The 23,777-nt window shown below is 41.2% G+C and carries 19 protein-coding genes; 7 read left to right on the top strand and 12 right to left on the bottom strand.

Going from position 1 to position 23,777, the window contains the following annotated elements:
* Positions 1–21: 21 nt before the first annotated feature.
* Positions 22–576, bottom strand: a complete 555-nt coding sequence (locus tag D3P12_RS04215) for an RNA polymerase sigma factor (protein ID WP_118193830.1) — start codon at positions 574–576, stop codon at positions 22–24.
* A 233-nt stretch (positions 577–809) separates the two neighbouring features.
* Here D3P12_RS04215 and D3P12_RS04210 point away from each other — a divergent pair, with 233 nt between their 5' ends.
* The gene (locus tag D3P12_RS04210; protein WP_118193829.1) at positions 810–2,213 is read left to right on the top strand and encodes an MFS transporter; all 1,404 of its coding nucleotides are present in this window, start codon (positions 810–812) and stop codon (positions 2,211–2,213) included.
* Positions 2,214–2,227: 14 nt separating this feature from the next.
* Here the strand turns inward: D3P12_RS04210 and D3P12_RS04205 are convergent, their stop codons facing one another.
* From D3P12_RS04205 to D3P12_RS04170, 8 genes are all read right to left on the bottom strand, one after another.
* A complete protein-coding gene (locus tag D3P12_RS04205; RefSeq protein ID WP_118193828.1) occupies positions 2,228–3,064 on the bottom strand; it encodes an endonuclease/exonuclease/phosphatase family protein in 837 nt (278 codons plus the stop codon).
* Positions 3,065–3,133: 69 nt separating this feature from the next.
* Positions 3,134–5,575, bottom strand: a complete 2,442-nt coding sequence (locus D3P12_RS04200) for an outer membrane beta-barrel family protein (protein WP_118193827.1) — start codon at positions 5,573–5,575, stop codon at positions 3,134–3,136.
* A gap of 56 nt (positions 5,576–5,631) precedes the next feature.
* Positions 5,632–6,903, bottom strand: coding sequence for a sensor histidine kinase (locus tag D3P12_RS04195; RefSeq protein WP_118193826.1), 1,272 nt, complete (start codon positions 6,901–6,903; stop codon positions 5,632–5,634).
* Positions 6,900–7,586 (bottom strand): response regulator transcription factor, encoded by a 687-nt coding sequence (locus D3P12_RS04190; RefSeq protein ID WP_118193825.1) that lies wholly within the window; start codon positions 7,584–7,586, stop codon positions 6,900–6,902. The genes D3P12_RS04195 and D3P12_RS04190 overlap by 4 nt, the downstream gene beginning before the upstream one ends.
* A gap of 68 nt (positions 7,587–7,654) precedes the next feature.
* Positions 7,655–8,545 carry a phosphodiester glycosidase family protein gene (locus D3P12_RS04185; protein WP_118193824.1) on the bottom strand — a complete coding sequence of 297 codons (891 nt, stop codon included), beginning with the start codon at positions 8,543–8,545 and terminating at the stop codon, positions 7,655–7,657.
* A 17-nt stretch (positions 8,546–8,562) separates the two neighbouring features.
* Positions 8,563–9,756 (bottom strand): metallophosphoesterase family protein, encoded by a 1,194-nt coding sequence (locus D3P12_RS04180; protein WP_118193823.1) that lies wholly within the window; start codon positions 9,754–9,756, stop codon positions 8,563–8,565.
* A 328-nt stretch (positions 9,757–10,084) separates the two neighbouring features.
* Positions 10,085–10,876 carry an endonuclease/exonuclease/phosphatase family protein gene (locus D3P12_RS04175; RefSeq protein ID WP_118193822.1) on the bottom strand — a complete coding sequence of 264 codons (792 nt, stop codon included), beginning with the start codon at positions 10,874–10,876 and terminating at the stop codon, positions 10,085–10,087.
* A gap of 55 nt (positions 10,877–10,931) precedes the next feature.
* Complete coding sequence (locus D3P12_RS04170; protein WP_118193821.1) at positions 10,932–12,110, bottom strand: formimidoylglutamase; 1,179 nt, start codon at positions 12,108–12,110, stop codon at positions 10,932–10,934.
* A gap of 119 nt (positions 12,111–12,229) precedes the next feature.
* On the opposite strand from D3P12_RS04170, the gene D3P12_RS04165 reads away from it, so the two are divergent.
* Both D3P12_RS04165 and D3P12_RS04160 read left to right on the top strand, forming a co-directional pair.
* Positions 12,230–13,183 carry an NAD-dependent epimerase/dehydratase family protein gene (locus tag D3P12_RS04165; RefSeq protein ID WP_118193820.1) on the top strand — a complete coding sequence of 318 codons (954 nt, stop codon included), beginning with the start codon at positions 12,230–12,232 and terminating at the stop codon, positions 13,181–13,183.
* Between the two features lie 24 nt (positions 13,184–13,207).
* Positions 13,208–14,500 (top strand): HAD-IB family phosphatase, encoded by a 1,293-nt coding sequence (locus D3P12_RS04160; protein WP_118193819.1) that lies wholly within the window; start codon positions 13,208–13,210, stop codon positions 14,498–14,500.
* A 38-nt stretch (positions 14,501–14,538) separates the two neighbouring features.
* Here D3P12_RS04160 and D3P12_RS04155 read toward each other — a convergent pair whose 3' ends face one another.
* On the bottom strand, positions 14,539–15,669 hold the full coding sequence (locus D3P12_RS04155; RefSeq protein WP_118193818.1) for a TlpA disulfide reductase family protein: 1,131 nt from the start codon (positions 15,667–15,669) through the stop codon (positions 14,539–14,541).
* A gap of 145 nt (positions 15,670–15,814) precedes the next feature.
* Between D3P12_RS04155 and D3P12_RS04150 the strand changes: the two genes are divergently transcribed.
* Positions 15,815–16,879 carry a branched-chain amino acid aminotransferase gene (locus D3P12_RS04150; RefSeq protein ID WP_118193817.1) on the top strand — a complete coding sequence of 355 codons (1,065 nt, stop codon included), beginning with the start codon at positions 15,815–15,817 and terminating at the stop codon, positions 16,877–16,879.
* 34 nt (positions 16,880–16,913) lie between these two features.
* Here D3P12_RS04150 and D3P12_RS04145 read toward each other — a convergent pair whose 3' ends face one another.
* A complete protein-coding gene (locus tag D3P12_RS04145; RefSeq protein WP_118193816.1) occupies positions 16,914–18,680 on the bottom strand; it encodes an AsmA family protein in 1,767 nt (588 codons plus the stop codon).
* Between the two features lie 8 nt (positions 18,681–18,688).
* Entirely contained in the window at positions 18,689–20,368 is a 1,680-nt protein-coding gene (locus tag D3P12_RS04140) for an AsmA family protein (protein WP_118193815.1), read from the bottom strand.
* 194 nt (positions 20,369–20,562) lie between these two features.
* Between D3P12_RS04140 and miaB the strand changes: the two genes are divergently transcribed.
* Genes miaB through D3P12_RS04125 form a run of 3 tightly spaced genes read left to right on the top strand, consistent with a single transcriptional unit; the run spans position 20,563 to position 23,753 of the window.
* Entirely contained in the window at positions 20,563–21,981 is a 1,419-nt protein-coding gene (miaB, locus tag D3P12_RS04135) for a tRNA (N6-isopentenyl adenosine(37)-C2)-methylthiotransferase MiaB (RefSeq protein WP_118193814.1), read from the top strand.
* 6 nt (positions 21,982–21,987) lie between these two features.
* On the top strand, positions 21,988–23,226 hold the full coding sequence (locus D3P12_RS04130) for a sigma 54-interacting transcriptional regulator (protein WP_118193813.1): 1,239 nt from the start codon (positions 21,988–21,990) through the stop codon (positions 23,224–23,226).
* A gap of 56 nt (positions 23,227–23,282) precedes the next feature.
* Complete coding sequence (locus D3P12_RS04125) at positions 23,283–23,753, top strand: LptE family protein (protein ID WP_245977383.1); 471 nt, start codon at positions 23,283–23,285, stop codon at positions 23,751–23,753.
* The last annotated feature ends 24 nt before the right edge of the window (positions 23,754–23,777 follow it).

The following is a 23,777-nucleotide window of genomic DNA, read 5'->3' as shown; positions in this document are numbered from 1 at the left end:
ACGTACAAAACGAATTCATTGCTAAAAGAAAGAAGAGATTTGGGTTCGGAGTAGCTTTAAAGCTCTGTTTATTGTTTTTTTAACAGTATGATCCGTTATCTCTAATTTTTCAGCGATATCCTTATTAGACATCCCGTCTTCACGACTAAGAACGAATATAGTTTTCATTCGTGGCGAAAATTTATCAACCTCTCTGTCAATCCGTTCAACCAGGTCTTTAAAGTGAACATAGTCATCCGTGGAAGATTCTCCCTTTTGCGCAAAGGCAGCGATAGAATCCAAATACTTATCCTTTTGTTTGCCTTTATTTATCACATTGATGACATGGTTTCTAACAGATGTATACAAATACGTTTTGATAGAGGAATTAACAATCAACGAGTCTCTTTTATTCCAAAGGTTTGAATAAATATCCTGTACAATATCCATCGCTTGGTCCTCATCACGAAGCATTCTACAGGCATGTATAAATAAATTTTTCCAGTAACGATTATAGCACTCAATATATGCCGACTCGTCTCCATGAGCCAGAAGACTTGCTAATTCAGTATCTGTATACGATTCATAATTGTTCATATTGGCTATAGCATAATTAGGTTTTATAAGTTTACGTACCCGTAAAGCGAGCAATCAAAACTTCATAATATCACTTTTGTTATAGTTGGCTATAATCTCTTTCAACTAATATATAAAAAAAATAGTAACAGTTAAAAAGTTGTTGGCAAAATTTTAAGAAAAGAACTAACAAAAGACCTATTAATTCAGTATTATTATAGCTAATATTTACCAAGATTAACGTATATCAATCCATGGCAGACAACAATTGGAGTATCTTATTTTCTAAAGAAAACCGAGCTAAAACAGGCGCCTTGGCTGGCGGACTCGGTATTCACGCCATCAATATCTATCTCGTTACTACCATTTTACCTTCTGTCGTTGAAGATATCGGCGGAATGGAGTTTTACTCTTGGAACTCCACCTTGTTCGTTCTTACCTCAATCCTCGGATCATTTCTATCTGTCAGACTCTTAAACACCTATGGTCCACGGAGATCCTTTCAACTGTCCATCGCCATCTTTATCGCAGGAACACTTGCCTGCACACTTGCCCCGACAATGTATGTGATGTTGATAGGAAGAACCGTTCAGGGGTTTGGGGGAGGATTATTGATGGCACTTTCCTATTCTATGGTACGGGTGGTATACAGTGAGGCTTTATGGCCAAGGGCCATGGCGCTTTTGTCAGGTATATGGGGAGTAGCCGCTCTATCGGGTCCATTTATCGGCGGAATATTTGCAGAATTAGATATTTGGCGGATGGCTTTCGGCGCAATCGTTATATTTTCGATCATCCTTTTATTCCTTATTTCAAAAGTATTCCCGCGGCGGCATCAACTCTCCAAGCAGAACACAGCAATACCATTCGGTAAACTGATATTGCTAAGTATTGCCATCCTCTGTTTGTCGTTCGGTAGCCTCACATCGAATTTAACGTTCAACCTCACAGGTTTGCTGATCTCGTTCATCTTCATCTTCATTATCGTCAGACTCGAGAAAAACTCAACGAGCCGGCTATTACCACGCGGCGCATATACATTTCGCAGCACACTGGGTGTTGTTTATGCTGCGATGGCTCTGTTAATTTTATGCACGAATCCTGAAATCTATATTCCCTATTTCTTTCAGGAAATCCATCAGTATGCGCCCCTAAAAGCAGGCTATCTGACGGTTATCATTTCTTTAGGATGGACGGCCGCATCCATTCGGTTTTCAGGAGTAGCTAAAAGTCAGGTATATAATATTATTAGACTAGGCCCTTTATGTATGTTTGTTGGCATACTCATGCTGGCATTTTTATTACCCTCACCTTTCGGAAGAAGTAGCCTGGGCTTTATATTGACTTGTATGGGACTAGCATTAACAGGTATCGGTATCGGACTCGGTTGGCCTCACCTTCTTACACTTGTTCTCTCGTCAGCAAAAAAGGGCGATGAAGACCAAGCATCTACTTCTATCACGTCGATACAGCTGATTGCAACTGCATTCGGAACAGCATTCGCCGGAATCATCACAAATTTAGCGGGGATCAATGAGCCCGGCGGCTTAGAAGGAGCTCAATCTGCGGCCTTTTGGCTATTCATTCTTTTTGCAATCTTCCCTCTGCTATGCCTTTTTATCGTGAGTTCGTATTTAAAAAAGCCCGACAGAGTGTAAGTCTAAAGAAGTGTCTAAGGAAGTCTAATGATGCTCATTACCGGAAAGTGATCTGAAGGGTACTTCCCGAAATAGGTATCCGTCAACACGCCCCACTTATCAACTTCAATACCTTTGGTGATAAAAATATGATCGATAATAGTCATATTATTCGACGTCTTAAAGCCACTAAAACTTCCATTATTATGATATGGGTCGTCTGCTAAGGTATAAGAATCATCCAGTAGCTCTGAATCCTGTAGGATCTCATAGGGTTCACTTTCATGATCCGCATTAAGGTCTCCAACCAGAATAACCGGCTTACCCTTGGCAATCTCTTTAATCTTTTCCAATACCAACTTACTGCTTTCTCTTCTCGCCACCTTTCCTTGATGATCATAATGAGCGCTGAAAAAGAAAAACTGCTTTCCTGACTTATTATCCTTTAAATTAACCCAAGATACAATTCGATTACAACATGTTGCATCCCAACCTTTACCCGGCACATCGGGGTTTTCAGCTAACCAAAAGTCGCCTTTATCCAGCAATGTAAACTTTTCTTTTTTATAAAAGATCGCCGAATGCTCGCCTCCTGTTTCCCCATCATCACGCCCCACGCCATAGCGTGCGTAATCAGGAAGCATTTCATTTAAATCAACTAACTGTGAGTTTAGCGCCTCCTGCGTCCCAAAAACATCAAAATCATGAAATCGAATCAGAGCACCAACATAAGGCGCACGATCTGGCCATAGATTTCCTGTGTCGCTTGTGTTCGCATACCTGAGATTATAGGTCGCTACTTTAAGTTCCTGCGCAACAACAGATGCGCTAATAACCAATAAGAGTAGAAGGGTTGTATATATCCGTTTCATCAGCTAAAAAATTTGCAGTTTTACATTGCTAATGTAATTCTTTCTAGCCGCTTTTCTATTAATTCATTGTTAATCTTCCATTCCGCCTTGCATACCGCCTCCCATATCACCCGAACCCTGATCCATATCGCTGTCACCTCTACCACCGCTATCTCTCAAACTTCCAAAGATATAGCTGATACTGAAAGACACGTAGCGCGACTGTCTTTTATAATCACTTGTCTGGAAAAAGTTTTCTTGTTCCAAGGTTCTGGAAAACTGCATTTGGTTGAAAATATCTGAAACCCGAACTGAGAAATTAGCCTTCTTATTGAAAAAAGATTTACGGATTCCGGCATCGCTAATCAGCATGCCCTTCATGGTTCCTTGCGCAATAGCACGCGGCCCCCGATAGCGAACAAATGCATACCCTCTAAATCCGGCAGCGATGGGAAAAAACGTTGAAAACCGTCCGGTAAATGACATTTGCGAATTTTCGCGATCAAAGCCTAATACCTCATTCTTTCTCAGACCAATATTCAATCGGACATTCCAGTTCGGAACCACATCTGCACTGACCCCCGTTTCAAGTCCATAGTAGTTTTCAGTACCAATATTTTGGTAAGTTGTATGCGTTACACCACTGGCATCCACCGTACTTACCCGTTGAATAGGATTATTGCTATGGCGATAGAAAACAGAACCAAAAAGATTGAACTGATTGATAAATTTACCGTAACTAGCTTCAAATGAATTGATAAGTTCTGGATCCAGATCAGGGTTTCCCGATTGAATATCCTCTGGATTTGAGTAATCAACAAAAGGGTTCAGTTGACGCCACCATGGTCTGCGAGCTCGACGGCTGTAACTAAACTTGATATTGTCTTCGTTTTTCAAACGATAAGACAAGTTTAACGTAGGGATCAGGTTCAGAAAATCATTCTCGTACGACTGATTCAAAATTCGCTGCTCCGTTTTTAATATCGCTTTCTCCAGCCGCGCTCCCGCCTGAACACTCAGTCTGTCGAATGAATTGCGATACATTAAATAACCAGTAAACTCTTTCTCTCGCGATTCATAATCGTTCAGCAATTCGGTATCTATAACATACTCGCCCAATTCGTTATCGAACTCCAGCGGTGTAAACTCGTTTGCGTCTGTTTCCCACTCTGCACGCACGCCGGCTTCTAACATGGCATTTTCTCCAAACGGATGAACATAATCTCCCTGAAAGGTAAAGCCTTCATCCTCACTGATCGAAGTCTGGTGCTGAAGGTACTCCAAATCTTCCCATTCACTTTCTTGATCGAATATCTCGATATCTTTATCATCACGGGTCGAATAGTAAGCCTGAAGATCCAACACCTGATTCTCGTTCTCGAAGGTTCGCTTATAGTCGATTCCTCCACGATACTGCCAAGAATTTTCTGTCCCATCAATAACACGACGATAAGAGGAGATATCTTCGTTCTCACTATTGTACGAACGTGTTAACAACACCTCCTCCTCATCTTCGGTATCTCTTCCTATACCAAAGAACACTCCAACTGTGTTGTTTTCATTGAAGTTATAAAAAAGGTTCCCATTGTACGAGAAGTCTTTATCAATATCCATCCCGGTACGTTGCTGATCTGTAAAAAACAAGTCGCCAACCCGGTTTTCCCGATAGATCCGACTTTCTGTAGGTTCCTTGTCAAAATCAAAACTAACGCTGTTATTAAAACCTATTTTTTTTCTGGTAATATTCACATTCAAAGATGGCGAGTAGCGATTATTTGTTGTAGCATTCATGGTAGCAATCCCACTTACCCCAATCAGGCTCTTACTTTTCGTCACGATATTCAAGACGATTCCGCCCTCTTCGGTTGTATATCTCGCAGACGGACTTGTGATCACTTCTACTTTTTCAATTACACCCGAAGGGATCAGCTTTAATACAGTTTCAATATTATCACCATAAATCCTAGAAGGCCTACCATCAATCAACACGGTAAGTCCTTGTCCCATTACACTAGGTGTACCTTCTTCATCCAGTTCAACCATCGGAATCTGCTCCAAAACTTCGGTCGCATTCACACTCATTGCCTGCACATCTGAGGTGATATTAAAGACAGTTCTATCTAATTCGTATTGAACCGCAGGAGCTTCACGCTCTACGACTACCTCTTGCAGCAGCTTACTGTCAACCGACAGATTAATCACACCAAGGTTTTCATTGTCTCCGGCTTCAATGGTTACACTTCGTTGTGCAACATCATAACCAATGTAATTGGTCTTAATCACATATGCTCCTGGGGCTACAGCCGGAAATTGAAAGCGCCCATTGGCCGCCGTTTCAGCATGCTCAACAAATGTAGAGTCAGGAAGTTTCAATAGCGATATCGCTACGAACTCCAATCCGTTTTTTGTCTCATCGACAACCTGCCCACGAATCGATCCATTTTGTTGTGCTTGTGATTCATTCGCAACGAAACAAAATAAAAGAAGTAACCAAGTGCTAATTTTAAGGATCTGTTTGGGTTGAAAGGACATCTGAATATGTATTAGTTTTAACTTTAGTAATCTAAATACAAAGCTAGTCCAGATATTTAAGCAGAATTTGATAACATTTTGAAGGAAATTTGAAGAACGTGCATTACACCCCGATATTCGTAACAAATTTGTAGATCATTTTGGTTACATATCTGTTTAACAATTGCAAGACCGAGTCCGATCGATTGGCTATTCGGGTCATTTTTACGAAACCGTTCAAACATCTCTTCCGCAGGGGCGGTCAATTCCTCACCAGTGTTTGCAATTTCAAGTCGATCATGATTCAAGGACACTTTGATCAAGCCATTAAGAACATTGTGGCGAATCGCATTACTCATCAAATTATTCAACAAAATATTAGCCAAAACAGGGTGAAGGCTGACCATTACATCATCCTCAATTTCATCCTCGAGTGTCAGCGACTTCATCTCCAGTAATTCCTGGAAGGCAAAGAGGCATTCTTTTACAAGTGCAGACAGATTAATCGGGCCGGGCGACTCAAACTCACGGTTCCCCAGCTTAGTTAGTAGTGAGAGCGACTGCCCCATTTTACTCAACTTATCAACCGAGTTTTGCGCACTGTGAATCAACCGAGCTTGTTCATCACTAATATCTGAATCCATTAACAACTCAAGTTTACCCATGATGATAGACAAGGGGGTCTGAAGTTCATGTGAAGCATTTTCAGAAAATTCCTTTAAAGCAGCATAATCGTCCCGCATCTTATCCGTCATTTTCTCCAACAGCAGATTTAGTCGCCTAAATTCACTAGTACTCGTTCCGATTAATGCCAGAGGTTTTTTCTCATTAAGCCTGAATAGCTTCATCTCCCTCAATGTCTGATTAAAAGGTTTGAGAATTTTTCTCGAAATCAAAACACTAACCAGAGCAGTCACAAACAGCATGATCAGAAAAATTCCACTAATCGACTTTACCACAGCATCGGTGATATCCTGCGTATCCACAATTGCACCGTAGGTTGAAATATAATAATGGTTGTTATTAATTTTCCGGGACGCAGAAACTTTCACCTGCGGTTCAAACCTTTTTAAGTAGTTCAGCCATACCAATGTATCTCTTACAAAAAACTCAATCTCCGGAACAGACATATCGAGTCTCTGCACTTCCATTTTATTTTGAAATAATGAATCAGGGTAAATCCCACGAGATAGTTCCTGCATCGTAAAATCGATATTCCGTTTTAAATAACGGGTCTGTTCCTTGTCGACTTCTTTCTTGATAACATGATAAGAAAAGACACCCCCGATGATGAGCACGACCACGGTGATAAGCAAATACAATAGTGTAAACTTCTGTATTAACTTCATTTAACAGAATTATTATTGAACTTATACCCTAACCCGTAAACCGTCTCGATATAATCGTGTCCTTCAGCCTGAATAATCTTCTTTCTTAAGTTCTTCACATGCTGATAAACGAAATCAAAATTCAACAAGTTATCAGCATAATCGCCCCATAAATGTTCAGCGATCGTCTGTCTGGTTAGTACACGGTTCTGATTCGTGATAAAATACACCAATAGAGAATATTCTTTACGAGTTAGGTCAAGCAATGTATCATTTACAAAAGCCTCCATCGTGTCAATATTAATTGAGATATCATTGAAACTGATCAAGTGATCACCTTCCAGGTACTTGCGACGGTATATGGCCTTCAAGCGTGCATTTAGCTCCGGTAAATGAAATGGTTTTGTCAAATAATCGTCGGCACCCAATTCCAGCCCATGAACTTTATCATCTAAGGAATTTTTCGCCGAGATTATCAGTACTCCACTTTTTATACGTTTGGTTTTTATATACTGTAGAATATCCAGACCATTGCCATCGGGGAGCATAATATCCAACACCACACAATCATATTGAAAAGTACTCAGCTTATCAATGGCCGTGCTTTGATTATTAGCAAGTTCACAAACATACCCCTCACGCGTCAGGTATGACATGATATTGCTGGCAAGATCTTGATTATCTTCGATTACTAACACTTTCATGGTTAAACAAAGATAATTTTTGTTTTTGATGAAAGTTTGAAGAAAGCCCGGTTTTGAGAAATATGTGACTAGCGGAGCATGAAAAGGATCGCATTCGCAACAGATCGCTCTCCTTCATGATCAAACTTCTTATTATCAGTCGGGTGATTAATGATTCCTTCCCCCTGAACCCAGGCTGTTGACGACCCTCCACCATCCAGATTCATCGCCTCTTTGCAGCCCAGCGCATGCATGAGCTTCGCTAATTCTGATATCGACATTCCGTATGATTCTGATGAGCGTCCATCTACGACCACACATATGACACGTTTATCCGCGGTTACCCCAATAGCAGTTCTAGGATGACGATTGGTATTAAATGGATTGTCGAGGGGCTCAACAAGTTCACCACCATAGACCAGTAAAGGCCCCGATGCTAAAAGTGTTGAGGCGTCGACCGAATTCCAGCCACCCATATTTTCCGCGGGTCGCTTTACAATCGCCACCTTGCCTTTATTGTCGACCGCGAACCCCACCTCTTCTCGGTAAGGGGTAAAGCCCTTTCGGGTTTCATTGATAACTTTCCCATCTTTTTTCAAGAAAACGGTTGAGCCTCCGATTTTCGTATCAAAAAAACTTCCATTAATTGCAGCAACCGCGCCCGCTTCAGCGGACGCTTCACTCGTTTTCATAAAACCTTCAGTCACATAGGGTAAATCGACCGAAATACCTTTGTCCAAATCAACCTCGATAACGCTGACAAACTGCTTCGATGAATAAAGATCATTGAAATGAAAGTATTTCCAGATAACCCCTTCCGTTGCTTCAGTCGCTTTCCATTCTGCATTGCGAATTTGATCATACAGAGCCGCTAAGCTATCCTGTTTTTCTAGAGGCGGGGCAATAGTTCCGTCCTGTGCTTTCAAACAACTTGTTGCAATAAACAGAAAAAGTGTAAAAATCAACTTTACTTTATTCATCAGTTTCCTATTTTAATTTAGATAGTAAGCTCACCTACAACTCTGCCGGAATCATCTTTCATGGATATCGAAAGCTTAGACTTATCGGCTGTCAAATGGATAATTGTTCGTTTACCCTCTTGCGGTCCGCCACCAATGACAATCGGGAACGAATGCTCGTTATTCGCCTGATGGATTCCATATCGATGTGTATGACCTGAAATAACCAAGTCGACTTTATATTTTTCAAAAAGAGGGGCAAAAAGTTCTCTACAGTGCATCGTACCATGCCAGTCACCAGAATGAAAAGGCGGTATATGCATGAAAACCACTTTATAAGGTGACTTCCGATAGGCCTTACTCCTCATCAGCTCTTCAAGCCAACGTGCTTGTTCTTCCCGGAAAGCATCGAAATTCACAATCCCTCCATAAACTTCAGCATCATCTGGCTTATCTTCACCCGTATCGAGTACAATAAAATGTACCGGACCCTGCTGAAAGCTAAAGTAATATTGATTGTCCGGATAGCTGAAATAATTTTTAAAATCACGTGCATATTTCCCTCGTGTCTCATGATTTCCGCGTATCATCAACATCGGTTTTTCTGCTGAGAACAAAGCACTCGTTGGAAGGAACAGGTGATCTATTAGCTGCGCTTCATCAGTTTGATAGTCGAACGTATCACCGTTAAAAACCACAAAATCATACGGTTCACTATTTAATGCCATCAGATGTGCAAAAGAATGTGGCCGATCATGGATATCATTCATGATCAGACAAGAAACCGACTCAGACGAAGGCGAAGGTGTTCTAAACGTATAATCTTTTGTCTTGCGCGTCTCACCATACTGAAGATCGTAAGGTTTAAAAAGAGTAATTTCTTTTCGATAGACACGGTAGCTATATTCCTTTCCCGGCACTAAGTTATTTATCTTAAACGTCTTCGGTCCTTTACCTGCTTCCAGAAAGCCATCCTGCTGATTAACGATCTTCCGGGTCGTCCCCCCATCGGTCAATTCAACCCACGTAACGGCATCTTTCGTATCAACCACAGAAATGGCTACCTGTTCCGGACCCAAATTCTGTAGGTAGGGTGCTTCAAATTCGGTCACCTGCATCACCTTCGCCAGCTCTGCACCAGCAAAAACATCAAGGGGAGAAATCAACGAAGTTAGTGCACCAACACCTGTTAGCTGAAGAAAACTACGGCGGGTTGGTTTGCTTATACTCATGTATAGAATATTACAACGTTTCTAAGTATTGCGAAGATACAATTTTTTCGAGAAGTCATGGATAGGAGTTTTTTGGTTGAAAAGTTGGTTAGACCTTGTTCGACTATCATGGGTACTTCACCCCTTATTCCTTCGTAGTTAACTCGTACAAATCAAGGTTTTGAACGAGAAGACAACGGGAGCACTACGGCTTCACAACGCGAGGACCCTAAACAAGTTCACTCGAGATCTCTCGGCGATCTCACCAAAAAACATCATTCCAGGAAAGAATTAATCAACCAATAAAAAGAGTGGGTTGCCGAATGAGAGCGGACGTACCTAAATCAGTTTAATATTCCAGTTCTACGTAAACGGGCAAATGATCTGATGCATACTGCTCATCAATTACCTCATGTTTAACAACTTCGAAACGATCTTCTGGCTTAAACATAATGAAATCAATTTCTCGATTTGGCTTGGTTACGGGGATGGTGAAGCCATTGGGAATGCTGCTTCGTTTGAAATGTTGATCAAAAATACCAATCTCATCGCTTTCGGGTTTGGCGTTAAAATCGCCGCCAAGAATAACAGGCAGCTTAAGATCCTTGAGATGGGCCGTAATAGCCTCTGCCTGCAAAACTCTTGTTTCGGGCTTTAAATCAAGATGTGTACTACCGAAAACCATCTTTTTGCCTTTAGCAGGCTTCACAGTAATTAAGGCTAACACACGAGGCTCTCCGCCAATGCCTTCCTTCATAGGTAGGCGAAGGCTGTCGGTTTTCAGGATTTTAAAACGTGACAAAACTGCTATCCCATATTCGCCGCCTTCATAATCGATCCCTTTGACAAAGAAATGATTCATTCCGGTTAAACGACCTAATTCTGCAGCCTGATTAATTTCTTTACCCGATCGTTGGGTGTGGACGTCTACTTCTTGCAGAGCGACTAAGTCGGCTCCGCTTTCGTTGATCACCTTTGCTATAGCAGGCAAATCGATAAACCTTTCTTTACTGGGAGGGTTTGCATGGTGGATATTATAGGTCATAACCTTCAGAGTCTTTCCTTTTTGGGCATAAGTTAAAGGTATACTCAGAAACGACATCAGCAAGATAAGAGCGATGGACAAACGGGTGTTTTTCATAAAAACAAGTTTAAGATTCGATGATTTAAGCAATCTCTTCAATGATATTATTTGATTAAAAGGTTAATTTCTGATAGGTTCGCCACCATAAATCGGGCATCTCACCGTCAATTGCTGTTTGATAATCCTGATAGCTGCAAGGCACTAAGTGGTAGCGCTCGTTAACCGACTTGGTATTCGGATAAGGTACCTGCATCCACCAGCGATCTGACTTTTTACTTTTCACAAATACCACCTCGTGATCATCTGCCTTTAAAGCGGTGTGATAAATGATATAAGAGGATTTGGGCTGAAGCGGAAAATCCTTCTTCCGATGATAGTACCCTTCGATGAAGTACCAAATCATTTGCGAGAGCAAAATTGCGGTTTGTCCGTTTTTGTCAAGGTCGGGATTAAACTCATAAAATCCAATGGATGTGAGCTTATCACTCATGCCTGCGTAGCGGCAGATTTGACAGGCCTCTTCGCCATAGAATCCATTTGGGGTTGCATTCCCGTTTGCAGAAGCGTCTGAAGACCGGATAGCCCCCATGTCAAAACTAATCATATCGGCATTGCGGAGAACCGGTTCGGCCTGTTCAATTTTTCCGGAAAATGTTCCGAGGCGATAAACATCAAAATAAAGCTTTTCAAATACATCCAGGCTCTCTTGATTTACAAAGTAGGTTTGATATCCGATATTGCTGAAATTAAAAAGATAGTTCGGCTGATGAAGCATCACCTTATTCAGATAAGACCGGGATGTTGTATCTGCCATATCTTCAACATCTTCCTGAAGATCGAAGGATGAATCGACAACGACGAGGTCAACCCGTTGCTCTAATTTCTCGTATGCAAGGTATTGGGCGTAGGTCAAATCCTGCCCTCCTCCAATAATTACCGGTACAATATTCTTTTTTATCAATTCTGTAGTAACGGTTTGTAGAGCAACATAGGTATCCGTTACCGAATGCCCGCGCTTAATATTACCCAAATCAACGATCTTGGTTCGATACCCTCCTTGGTGCAATTTGTAGAACTGTTTCCGAAAGGCATCCGGGGCTTCGGCGCAGCCTTTATTATTGAAAGCCCTGCGATCATCCATCACCCCAATAATTGCGATGTCCGCATCATCTAGCTTCGGAAACTCTTGATCGTAAATATCTAGTATCTTGCCATACTGTGATCTGAACAAATCTGTTTCGGCTAATATTTCCTCGCTATTGACCGGACTGAAAAAATCGATTAGAGACATATGGATGTTTAAATAGTATTATATAGTAGGCTATCACAGATAATTCCTGCAAATATCCATTTAATAGCTTACTTTTGAAAGCGAATAATAAATTGAATTGATTTTTCAAAAATAGTAACGTGATTCTAGTAACGGGCGGAACAGGTTTTATAGGCTCTCTTCTGATTGAAAAATTATTGCTAAAAGGCAGCTCTGTTTTGGCGATTAAACGGAAACACTCTACCATACCCGAAAGGCTACTTTACAAGAAAAATCTATTTTGGTTTGACGCCGATATAACCGATTACTTCTCGTTGGAAGATGTGTTTAATAATGTCTCGCAAGTATACCATTGCGCGGGTCTTGTATCTTTTGACAGCAAGGACAAAGCAGCCTTAGAGAAAGTCAACGTAGAAGGCACCACGCACATTGTCAATCTTTGTCTCCACCGGAAAGCGCGACTGCTCCATGTCAGTTCAGTTGCGGCGTTGGGTGAAGAAAGGGATGATGTACTGATTACCGAAAGCAGTAAATGGGAGTGGAACAAAAACAAATCCGCTTACAGCATATCGAAATTTGAGTCAGAGCGTGAAGTCTGGAGGGGAATGGCGGAAGGCTTGAATGCTGTGATCATCAACCCTTCTATTGTATTAGGTGCGGATGATCGGGAGAATAGTGGCCAGATCTTTTCGCAACTTGAGAAAGGCTTAAAATTTTACCCAACGGGCAGTACGGGCTTTGTGGATGTGCATGACCTTGTTGATATTATGATCAGGTTAATGAATGACGATCAGATCAATGGCACTAATTTTTTGATCAACAGTGTCAATATAAGCTATCAAGAGCTCTTCGAACAATATGCAGAGATCCGCAAGATTACACCACCTGAAACTCCGGCAAACCGATTGATGCTTGGCATTGCCTGGCGAACACAGAGTATCCTTCGTTTGCTTAAACTGAGCAAGTCAAAACTAACGAAAGAACTCGTTAGATCAGCCCGAAAGAAAAATAAATATAGCAACGATAAAATTGTTAAAACCTTGCAGTACACATTTAAACCATTGAAAGAGACACTTCGTGACATAGCGGAATAATGGTTTACTATCAATCCATATTACATGAAAACAAGTTACATCATTGATTTTGACAGTACTTTTACCCAAGTAGAGGCATTGGATGAATTAGCCAAGATATCCCTTAAAAACAACCCAAACAAACAACGCTATCTTGATGAAATTGAATCGTTGACCAATTTGGCTATGGAAGGTAAGCTTTCCTTTCGCGATAGCTTGAACAGACGCCTTCAGCTGTTGCATGCAAATAAGGATCACTTGGAACTGCTCATTAAAAGACTAAAGAAAAAGGTTTCTGCTTCCTTTTCCAGAAACAAAGCCTTTTTCAAAGAAAACGCCGATGATGTCCTGATTGTATCCGGCGGTTTTAAAGAATTCATTTATCCGGTAGTTCGGAATTATCATATAACAGAAGAAAATGTTTTTGCTAATACATTTCTTTTTGATGTCAATGGTAATATTATTGGTTTCGATGCTGAGAACCCTCTATCGGAAGAGGGTGGAAAAGTAAAGCTCCTTAAACAGCTTAAGTTAAAGGGTGAGATTCACGGAATAGGAGATGGGTACTCCGATTTCCAATTGAAGGAATCTGGGATGATCGAGAAGTTTTATGCGTTTACTGAAAACATCCGCCGCGAATCGGTCTCTGCAAAAGCAGACCATATAGCACCCAATTTTGATGAATTCCTGTACATTAATCAGCTTCCGCGTGCTATCTCCTATCCGAAGAACAGGATACTGTGTGTCCTTGTGGGTTCGATTCCCAAACATGCACTTAGCTTTTTCAAAAAAGACGGATTTAATACAGTCACCGCAAAAGACCTGGATGACGCAGATTTAAAAGAAGCGGGAATGCTGTTGCTTGAGGATGGTTTAAATCTCAGCGACGATATGATCCAATCTGCTGCGCGCTTAAAAACCATTGGGTACCTGGGAAACAGCAAAGGCCATATTGATCGGGATTTTTGCCGACAACATGGTATTGTATTGTTTGACGACAAAAAGAATAAATGGAAAAACGCGGACTTCATTCCCAGGCGAATGGCCAATTTTATTAACAATGGTGATACGATGATGAGTCGTAACTTCCCTAATCTGAACGTACCACAGAAAAACGATTCGCACAGACTGATCCATATCCATGAAAACGTTCCGGGCATTATGGCACGGATTAACGGTATTTTAAGAGATCATGACATCAATATTGTCGCACAGTTCTTAATGACAAAAAAAGGATTGGGGTATGTTATCACGGACATCAGCAGGAAGTACGATAAAATTGTTTTGAAAGAGTTGAAGTCAGTCGAGCATACGATTAAATTCAGGGTTCTCTATTAAGAGCCCTGAATTTAAAGAAACCAGAAATTGGTTAAGACCTAGTTAAGAAGCTCCTCTAAACGGGTGTGCAATTCTTCGCCCCGCAGATTCTTTTGGATAATTTTCCCGGATGGATCGATTAAAAAGTTTTGAGGAATTGCGCGCACTCCATATAACACGGCAGCTTCGTTTTCCCAAAACTTCAGATCAGATACTTGAGTCCACTCTAAGCTGTCGTCTTCGATTGCTTTTAACCATGCCTCTCTACCCGATTCACGATCTAAGGAAACGCCCAATACGGTAAAGTTCTTATCCTTAAATTTATGATATGCCGCAACTACGTTGGGGTTTTCCTGACGGCATGGGCCACACCAACTGGCCCAGAAATCAATTAGAACATACTTCCCCTGAAACGAAGAAAGGGAAATGGGATTGCCGTCTGGGTCGTTTTGTGTAAAATCTGGCGCGACAGCTCCTATCGAAACCTTTTTGGCGATATCCAGACGCTCACGAAAGGCAATACCTTTTTTATGTTGTTGTAGCTCTGGCGACAACGTATTGAAAATCGGGTCTATTTCGGAAAATTCTGGCACGTAACCAGCATAATCAATTAAAGCTTCTAGACTTAATAGGGAACTGGGGGTTGCTTGGATAAACTCTTTCAGTACCTCATTCTTTTCGTCTTCAATCTGCTCATAGCGGGCGTTCATCTTTTCACCAAAAGCAGGATCTTTTTTCTCTTCATCCGTTGCAGCGGCATAATCAGCTAGAAACTGCTGACGCTTGGCCTTCACTCCCTGGAGACTTTTGTTTAATTTATTTTGATCTTCGTTTAACGGAGTCCCTCCTAACTCAGCGTCACTCGCCAAACTATCAGCCTCCAAGGTTATGGACCCCTCTTCCAAGTAAAGAGTAGTACGATCCGGATTCCGCAGCTGATCAATTCCAGCTCCTGTCGGATCGACAGCCAAGGTTGCAGAAACCGGCTCACTGACCGTTCCGGAAAATACGAACGTGCCATTTTCAATTGTAGCTGAATCAGTTACATGTTCATCGTTATTTGAGTAAAGAAGAAAAACCTTAGCAGGTGCAGAAAGGCTTTTTATCTTTCCGTTGATAGTGAAGCCTTGTTGGGCAAAAGAGGAAAAAGGCAATGCCAATAACAAGGATAATATTGCTTTTTTATTCATTGTATCTCGTGTTTGTCAATAAAATGATTTGCTAGACAAGCCAAAAGTACGTATATATTGCTAAAAACTTAAAAAGCACGAATGCTAAAGATTAGTTATTTCTTTTTTTTGTAAATTGCACATAAATAATTAAATAACGTTTGTCGTGGAAAAAGTGCATTCTATCGCCGTTGAGCAAACCCAGAATTCGCGTTTGGCTCAAGTAGATTTTGAAAATCTGAATTTCGGAAAAATTATGTCAGATCATATGTTGTTGGCTGAATACAACAACGGTAGCTGGGAGAGTGTGAAGGTCGTCCCGTATCAGAACTTATCTCTGAGCCCAGCTGCTTCTGCTTTGCATTACGGACAAGCGATATTTGAAGGGGTTAAAGCGTATCGACTGGAAAATGGACAGATCAGCATCTTTCGTCCTGATCAAAATTATATTCGTTTTAACAAGTCGGCTGCACGACTTGAAATGCCTGAGGTGCCGGAAGAAATCTTTATAGAAGGAATGAAAGAACTTATCCGTACGGATAAGGAATGGGTGCCGAAAACGCCGAATACTTCACTTTATATCCGTCCGTATATGTTTGCAACGGAAGCAGCTTTGGGCGTACATCCTTCTGCTAATTATAAGTTTTTGATTATAACGAGCCCTGTTGGCGCCTATTATAACAAACCGTTGCGAATTAAAGTAGAAACGCATTTTACAAGAGCGGCTGAAGGCGGTGTAGGGTTTTCTAAAAATGCTGGAAACTATGCTTTATCGCTTCATCCAACCCGGTTGGCACAAAAAGAAGGTTTTGACCAATTAATCTGGACAGACGCTAAAGAACACGCGTATGTCGAAGAGGCTGGCACAGCCAATCTTCTTTTTATTATGAACGATACGCTGATCACACCTTCGTCAGAAACAATCTTACGAGGAATTACCCGATTGAGCATTATGGATATTGCAAAGAAATGGGGAATGAAAACTGAATCGAGAAAAGTTTCTATTGAGGAACTTATTCAGGGGATTGAAAATGGTTCTGTTACGGAGGCATTTGCAGCGGGTACGGCAGCTACCTTAACCCCCATTGCAGAGATCGGCTATAACGGACAGATTTATAAGTTAAGTGATCCGGCCACGCGGGAATTCTCGAACAAGGTACTGGCTTACTTAAATGACCTGCGTTACGGTCGCATTGAAGATGAATTTGGCTGGAATTTAGTGCTTGATTAAGCACTAAATTCATTCTGTTCTTCGGATTCCTGTTCTATTCTTTATCTTTCTTTTTAAATACTTTCTTGAAGAAGGAGCCTACTTTTTTGGCTGCGCGTTTTGTTTCAACAGCTGTGTTTTTCAATTTAGCTTCTCGCTCCTGACTAACGCCAGCGCTGGTTTTAATACCCTGAAAAAGGCTTTTCCAGATAATTTTAAAGAATGCATAAGACTGAGGACGGTTATAATAAACATTCCCTTTCGTGTATTTACCTATCCCGTCGGGGTTGCCGCTGTTAATAATAACGGTGGTAGCTAGGGTCGAAGCTAGTTTTCTTTTAGAGATCAGTGCCCCTTCGTCTTCGAGCATTAGCAACTTGACTTTCAAATTGTCGTAACGAAAATCTACGGTTCCTACGGATTTGTTTTGGTCAATTTTGAAATTAAATGCTAGCGACCGGATGTCCGCTGTCGTGATTTCAATTTGCGCCAAAGGTTTCAAAACTTGATTTAATACCCGGCCGTTCATAGCACCCAATTTGCCACGGTACTGAAAAGCACCTATTTCGGACGACATGTCAAAATCAAAGTGTACGGTCAATGGGGCAGCATTCATGAACTTACTTTGGATATCCGCCGTGAGGTGAGGCGAGCGGCTCAGTCGGCTCGAGTCATTGGTGACATTTACCAAACGGATATCTGTGTTATTAAAAGAAATTTTACCTTTTTGCTGCGTGACCTTACTGAGCTCTTCATAAACAATATTGGTGTTCGCGATTGAAACCGTATCAATGCCGATGTTCCAGGCTAATTTAAGGATCTGTTGATGAGGGTCTTTTCCTCTTTTATCTGTTGCCGGTTTGGGATAATTGGTGTTCGCTGCCACCTCCATATCCCCTTTGGCAATACTGATTTTAGATGCCCGGAACTGCTGCGACTCAAGCAAACGGGGTACATCAACGCCTTGAAATAATAGTGAATCAAATGCGATATCGAAACGCTCGGTCGGCTTATTCGCTTTTTCATAAAATTCATCTTTCCCATACCGCGGCTCCAGTTCAATATGGCCCACAAGAAACTCTTTTTTCGACGTAGAAAAATCGATATCTGATATGTTGATATGGTATAGGCTATCGCGTGTTGCGATACGATAATTATTCATTTTAAAATGTACTCCTTTGGAGTAATAGATACGAGAGGTATCCTTACCAGAAAGCGAATCTAACAAGATATCATTCACATTGATATTCACGTTTTTCAAACGGGTGGTGGTGCTATCTTCCGTATTATTGTTTTGATACGTCAGAGTGAGGTTATTCACATCGAAATTGTCTACCCGAACCTCTGTTAATAATTTCGATATTTTTTGGTACAGTGTACGCTGGTCTTCAGCCTCAACGGTGTCTTGTTTGGGCATTGTTTCATTGATAACGGAAACCACAGGATCTACCAATATGATATCATTGATGTTCAGTTTGCGCTGCTTGTATAATCTTGCAGGGTGAAAGTTTTTAACTTCAACGAGCCCCACTTGGATTGAATATTGATTATCAGGGGCTGTGCCCGCTGCTTTCAGGCGTTCAAATACTTCTTTATTGGGCTTTAACGAGACATTTGTTAATGATGCATAGCCTCGGTACCAGCTAAATTCCAGATCATCATAACTCAAACTATACAAACTATCAGACGAAGAGCTAACCAAGACCTGTAAGCGTTCACTCAGAATAGGCCTCCAGTGTTTACTCAGATACCAGGACCCAGCTAAGATGACAATCACGATAAACAAGAAAATCGCGAGGATAATTTTTAAAGCTCTATTCATATAGTTTGTTATAAATCAGGAACGCCTAAATTTACTTTTAATCCTGCATATATGCTCTTCCACATCAAATTAAAAAATGATTTGTCCTGTGGATGCAAATGTGATATCTCAGCGGAGATCGGTTCTTCACCCTTTTTGCGCGGGTTACTATTCTTTACGATCAGCGAGTTTGCCAGGAACGAAAGGAAACCTTTCTTTTTTAATACGTTACCGTCTTTATCAAGAAGGCTGATCTCCATATTGTCATAAAGAGCCTGTACGGTACCCGAAGAGCCGTAGCGGTTTGCGTTGATCGAAAAAGTCACTTGGTTAATCACGCCTTTCTCAATTCTTGCCATGGCCAAAGGTTCAGCAAATTCATTAAATAATTTGGCGTTCGCTTTTCCAAGAGAACCTTTGTAATTGAATTCACCTGCCTCATCGGCCATATTAAGATTCAGATTAACCTTTAGTGGAACTTTGCCCATAAAATTGGTCTGAAAGTCTGACCGACACCATGAATCAGTCGCCCACCGAGCACTATCGTTGGTAACATTTTTGAGTGTCCCGTAGAGGTTAGTGAAGAAAACAGTTCCCGGCTTTTTTGATTTAGGACCCATTTCTTTATAATATACAGCAAAGTTTTTCATCAGGAGCGTATCGACTGTCGTCGGCAAGCCCAAGCGCTTCATTGCGAGATTCGGGAAATTCTCGGCCTTAATTTTACCACTCTCGGGCAACAGTTTATTATTAAAAATCCTCAGCTCTGCGTTCTCTAGACTTAAACTGGCAATTCTTAGGATATTATCTATTTCAAGGTCTTTAAATTTGATCTGACGAGCCTTAATTTTTTCCACGACTATATGATATCGATCCCCTTCTGTTCCCAATTTCTGAGAAAATTCGATCTCGGGATATTGTGGTGTAAGCTTGAAGTTGCTGACATCTAAAAATCCGTCTTTTAACGACGCTTTAATGTCTGCAATGTCAAATATATACATTCCATCTGCCGACGCATACTTAAAGTTCCGACTATCGATTTTAACATCATCACAAAACCAAAAAGCACTTGTATCAGCACTCCGTAATGAATCGATACGTATCGATTCAAGTGCGAACGATAAGCCGGATAACTGACCACTACGCGTTGTGGTGTCAGCACCTTGCTGTTCTACAAAGGAAAGTTCTTGAACACGAATGAGCCGAATATCAGTATCTTTAAAAAAATCTGGTATCTTCTCATACAAAGTCTGCTCAGTTTCCTCTTGTTTTACGGTATCCTGCATGCTCATAACAAGAACATCAGGCTTACTGATAGTAATTGAAGATAACTGCAGATCTTTTTGGAAGAGAAGCTTAAGTACCTTGACCCCCGAAATTGACAACGAGCTCATGTTTACATCGAACAAGTTAGCCGAACGGCTTGAATCCGACAAATCAAAATAAGCTACGGTGTCAGGACTTAGCTTAACACTGTCCAGTCTGATTGAACCTCTCAATAAACTCACATTCATGTTAGCAAAATCAAGCTGATAGACACCTTCGGTTTCCTTATTGACGCGGGCTTTTAATTTTTCAGGCATACTATTTTGCAAAATGATGCCACCGATCACGAGAGCCAATACGATAACGACCATGACCGACCCTACCCAGATCGCTATTTTTTTCCAAGTTTTATTTTTTGATGTTTGAGTCGTTTTCTTATCCATATAATCCTATTAGACGACTTACAATTAAAACACGTTCAGTCTCTTAATATCGCTGTGTGTCTTTTTTGCATTTTTATCTTTCAACAAGCAAAAGACTGAATAGTTGGCTAAATCGCTAAAATAAAATAATCGTTACCTGACAAACTGTCATTTCTATCATTTTTTCTTATCTTTGCTCTTTGAAATAAAAAGCAATGTTTGAATCACCTATCCAATCAAAAGTACATAATGAAGCTCGCCAAGGCGAAGCGCTTCTTTTAAAAAAAGAATCAGGCAAAGCAAGCCGAAAGCTTTACATTGAAAGCTATGGGTGCCAGATGAACTTTTCTGATAGTGAGATTGTAGCATCAATTTTATTGGATAATGGTTTCGAGACGACAGGGTATTATAACGAAGCAGATGTCGTGTTTATCAATACCTGTTCAATCCGGGAGAATGCAGAACAACGTGTTCGTACGCGTTTAGCAGATTTTAAACGGGCTAAACGCGAGAACCCGGGCATGATCGTAGGGGTTTTGGGCTGTATGGCTGAACGTCTAAAATCTAAATTTCTGGAAGAAGAGAAGTTAGTTGACCTAGTGGTAGGGCCTGATGCATACCGTGATTTACCTAATTTAATTGCTAAAGTAGATGAAGGAAGCAAGTCAGTTAATGTGCTCCTTTCTCGAGAGGAAACTTACGCTGACATCAGTCCGGTTCGCTTGAATTCGAATGGCATAACGGCGTTCATATCGATTATGCGCGGTTGCGACAACATGTGTTCTTTTTGTGTTGTTCCATTTACGCGCGGTCGTGAACGAAGTCGGGATCCGCAATCGATCGTTAAGGAGGCTCAGGATTTATTCGATGCAGGTTACCGAGAGGTTACCTTACTTGGACAGAATGTCGACTCCTATAAATACCAGGATGAAGAAAAAGGCGAGACCATAAACTTCGCAGCGCTTTTGGCGTTGGTTGCTGAAGTCGATCCTTTGTTGAGGGTACGTTTTTCTACGTCACACCCCAAAGATATTACCGACGAGGTTCTTTATACCATAGCGAAATATCCGAATATTTGTAAATACATTCACCTACCCGTTCAATCTGGAAATTCCCGTGTGTTGGAGTTGATGAATAGAACATATAGCCGGGAATGGTATATAGACCGTATCAATGCGATTCGTCGAATTATTCCAGATTGTGGTATTTCTACCGATATGATAGCTGGCTTCTGCACGGAAACAGAGGAAGAGCATGAAGATACGCTATCGATGATGGATCTGGTAAAATATGATTATGCTTATATGTTCACATACAGCGAACGGCCCGGTACTTTAGCGGCAAAACGCTATGAAGATGATGTACCTGAAGATGTGAAGAAACGCCGATTAACGGAGATTGTTAATAAGCAGCGTGGGCATAGCTTATTCCGTCTTGAGAACCAGATAGGGAAAGTACATCGAATTTTAATCGAGGGCTATTCAAAGAAATCAGATCAAGATTATTGTGGCAGAAATGACCAGAATGCAATGGTTGTTTTCCCGGTTGATGATCGTTATAAAATTGGAGATTACGTAGATGTGATTGGCGAAACCTGTACTTCAGCTACACTGATTGGACGAATTATAGAATAGTCAAAAATGGATATACAAGATATTAAAAATAGGTTTGGTATCATTGGGAACTCCCCTTTGTTGAACCGAGCGATCGATGTTGCCCGACAGGTGGCTCCCACAGATATTTCGGTGTTGATTACCGGAGAAAGTGGTAGTGGGAAGGAAGTATTTTCTCACATTATTCACCAATTAAGTGCAAGAAAACACGGTACTTTTATTGCAGTCAATTGTGGAGCCATTCCCGAAGGAACAATCGATTCGGAACTTTTTGGACATGAAAAGGGCTCCTTTACGGGTGCTCATGAGGCGAGGAAGGGTTATTTTGAGGTGGTCAACGAAGGGACAATTTTTCTAGATGAAGTTGGGGAACTCCCCTTGAATACACAGGCGCGCTTGCTGCGGGTTCTGGAGTCGGGAGAATATATCCGCGTAGGTTCATCAAAGGTGCAAAAGACGGATGTGCGGGTTATTGCTGCTACGAATGTGGATGTATTTAACGCGGTGGAAAAAGGAAAATTCCGTGAGGATCTCTACTACCGATTAAATACAGTTCCTTTAAAAATACCTTCATTAAGAGAAAGAAAAGAAGACATTCATCTTTTATTCCGAAAGTTTATTTCAGATTTTACATTTAAATACCGTAGTCCGAATGTACAGCTAACTGACGAGGCACAAGCTTTATTAGTGCAGTATAGCTGGCCTGGAAATGTAAGGCAGTTGAAAAATATAGCGGAGCAGGTTGCTGTGTTAGAAAAGGACAGGGTGGTAAACGCAGACGCGCTGAGAAAATATTTGCCCACGGATGAAAGGAGCACATTGCCTACGACTTTGGATAAGAACAAGGGGGATGATTTTTCAGAAAGAGACCTTTTGTACAAGGTTCTCTTTGATATGAAGAAAGACATGATGGAGTTAAAGAAGCTGGTTGTGGGTATTGTGAATAATGGCGTAAATGCATCGACCATTGATGAACATTCACCTTATATCAACCAGCTGTATCGAGATACGGCGCATCCACACGGCGAATTACCTTCGGCATCGACATTAACGATACATCAACCCAAAGCTGAGAGGGAAGAAGATCTTAATATGATGGAAGAGGCTGAGGAGATTGAAGAGTCGCTGTCGCTAGTCGACAAAGAGTCTGACTTGATTAAAAAAGCACTAAAGAAACATAAAGGGAAACGCAAATTAGCTGCACAAGAATTGGGAATATCTGAACGGACCCTCTATCGAAAGATTAAAGATTTAAATTTAAACTAATGTGCCTAAAGCCTTTTAAGAAGTTTAAACAAATTTTTGTATTGTGCTGCATCGTTATGGGTTCACACCTTTCATGTGGTATGTACAGCTTTACCGGGGCGTCTATACCTGCTGAAATGAGTACGGTAAGTGTAGATTTTTTTGAGAATACAGCCCCCATTGTGGTCACCTACCTAAGTCAGGAGTTTACGGAGGCGTTAAAAACGCGGATCAGAAATCAATCTCGCTTGAGTATGGTTCGTGCAGACGCAGACGCAGCCTTTGAAGGCAGGATAACCGGTTATAGCATTACACCGACGGCTGTGCAGGGTAACGATCGGGCTGGGCTCAATAGGCTCACCATCACGGTCACGGTTACCTATAAGAACCGATTAGACCCCAAGTTAGATTTTGAACAATCTTTCAGTAGATTTGAAGATTTCTCCACCACAGCTGGGCCGATTCAAGCACAAGAGCCTCAGCTCATTAAAAATATCAATGATATGCTTACGGAAGACATTTTTAATCGTGCATTTGCTAACTGGTAACCTAGGAGATAAAATCAAGCAGAG

Origin of the sequence: Pedobacter indicus (assembly GCF_003449035.1) — a bacterium.
GTDB classification, from domain to species: Bacteria; Bacteroidota; Bacteroidia; order Sphingobacteriales; family Sphingobacteriaceae; genus Albibacterium; species Albibacterium indicum.
The sequence above is the reverse complement of the archived record's forward strand: the minus strand, read 5'-3'. Positions and strand labels throughout refer to the sequence as shown.

Coding starts and splice junctions, on each gene's coding strand:
- D3P12_RS04175 (WP_118193822.1), bottom strand. CDS start 10,876: ATGAAAAACACCCGTTTGTCCATCGCTCTTATCTTGCTGATGTCGTTT.
- D3P12_RS04185 (WP_118193824.1), bottom strand. CDS start 8,545: ATGAATAAAGTAAAGTTGATTTTTACACTTTTTCTGTTTATTGCAACA.
- D3P12_RS04155 (WP_118193818.1), bottom strand. CDS start 15,669: ATGAATAAAAAAGCAATATTATCCTTGTTATTGGCATTGCCTTTTTCC.
- D3P12_RS04140 (WP_118193815.1), bottom strand. CDS start 20,368: ATGGATAAGAAAACGACTCAAACATCAAAAAATAAAACTTGGAAAAAA.
- D3P12_RS04205 (WP_118193828.1), bottom strand. CDS start 3,064: ATGAAACGGATATATACAACCCTTCTACTCTTATTGGTTATTAGCGCA.
- D3P12_RS04210 (WP_118193829.1), top strand. CDS start 810: ATGGCAGACAACAATTGGAGTATCTTATTTTCTAAAGAAAACCGAGCT.
- D3P12_RS04145 (WP_118193816.1), bottom strand. CDS start 18,680: ATGAATAGAGCTTTAAAAATTATCCTCGCGATTTTCTTGTTTATCGTG.
- D3P12_RS04180 (WP_118193823.1), bottom strand. CDS start 9,756: ATGAGTATAAGCAAACCAACCCGCCGTAGTTTTCTTCAGCTAACAGGT.
- D3P12_RS04160 (WP_118193819.1), top strand. CDS start 13,208: ATGAAAACAAGTTACATCATTGATTTTGACAGTACTTTTACCCAAGTA.
- D3P12_RS04215 (WP_118193830.1), bottom strand. CDS start 576: ATGAACAATTATGAATCGTATACAGATACTGAATTAGCAAGTCTTCTG.
- D3P12_RS04195 (WP_118193826.1), bottom strand. CDS start 6,903: ATGAAGTTAATACAGAAGTTTACACTATTGTATTTGCTTATCACCGTG.
- D3P12_RS04200 (WP_118193827.1), bottom strand. CDS start 5,575: ATGTCCTTTCAACCCAAACAGATCCTTAAAATTAGCACTTGGTTACTT.
- D3P12_RS04125 (WP_245977383.1), top strand. CDS start 23,283: ATGGGTTCACACCTTTCATGTGGTATGTACAGCTTTACCGGGGCGTCT.
- D3P12_RS04190 (WP_118193825.1), bottom strand. CDS start 7,586: ATGAAAGTGTTAGTAATCGAAGATAATCAAGATCTTGCCAGCAATATC.
- D3P12_RS04130 (WP_118193813.1), top strand. CDS start 21,988: ATGGATATACAAGATATTAAAAATAGGTTTGGTATCATTGGGAACTCC.
- D3P12_RS04170 (WP_118193821.1), bottom strand. CDS start 12,110: ATGTCTCTAATCGATTTTTTCAGTCCGGTCAATAGCGAGGAAATATTA.
- miaB (WP_118193814.1), top strand. CDS start 20,563: ATGTTTGAATCACCTATCCAATCAAAAGTACATAATGAAGCTCGCCAA.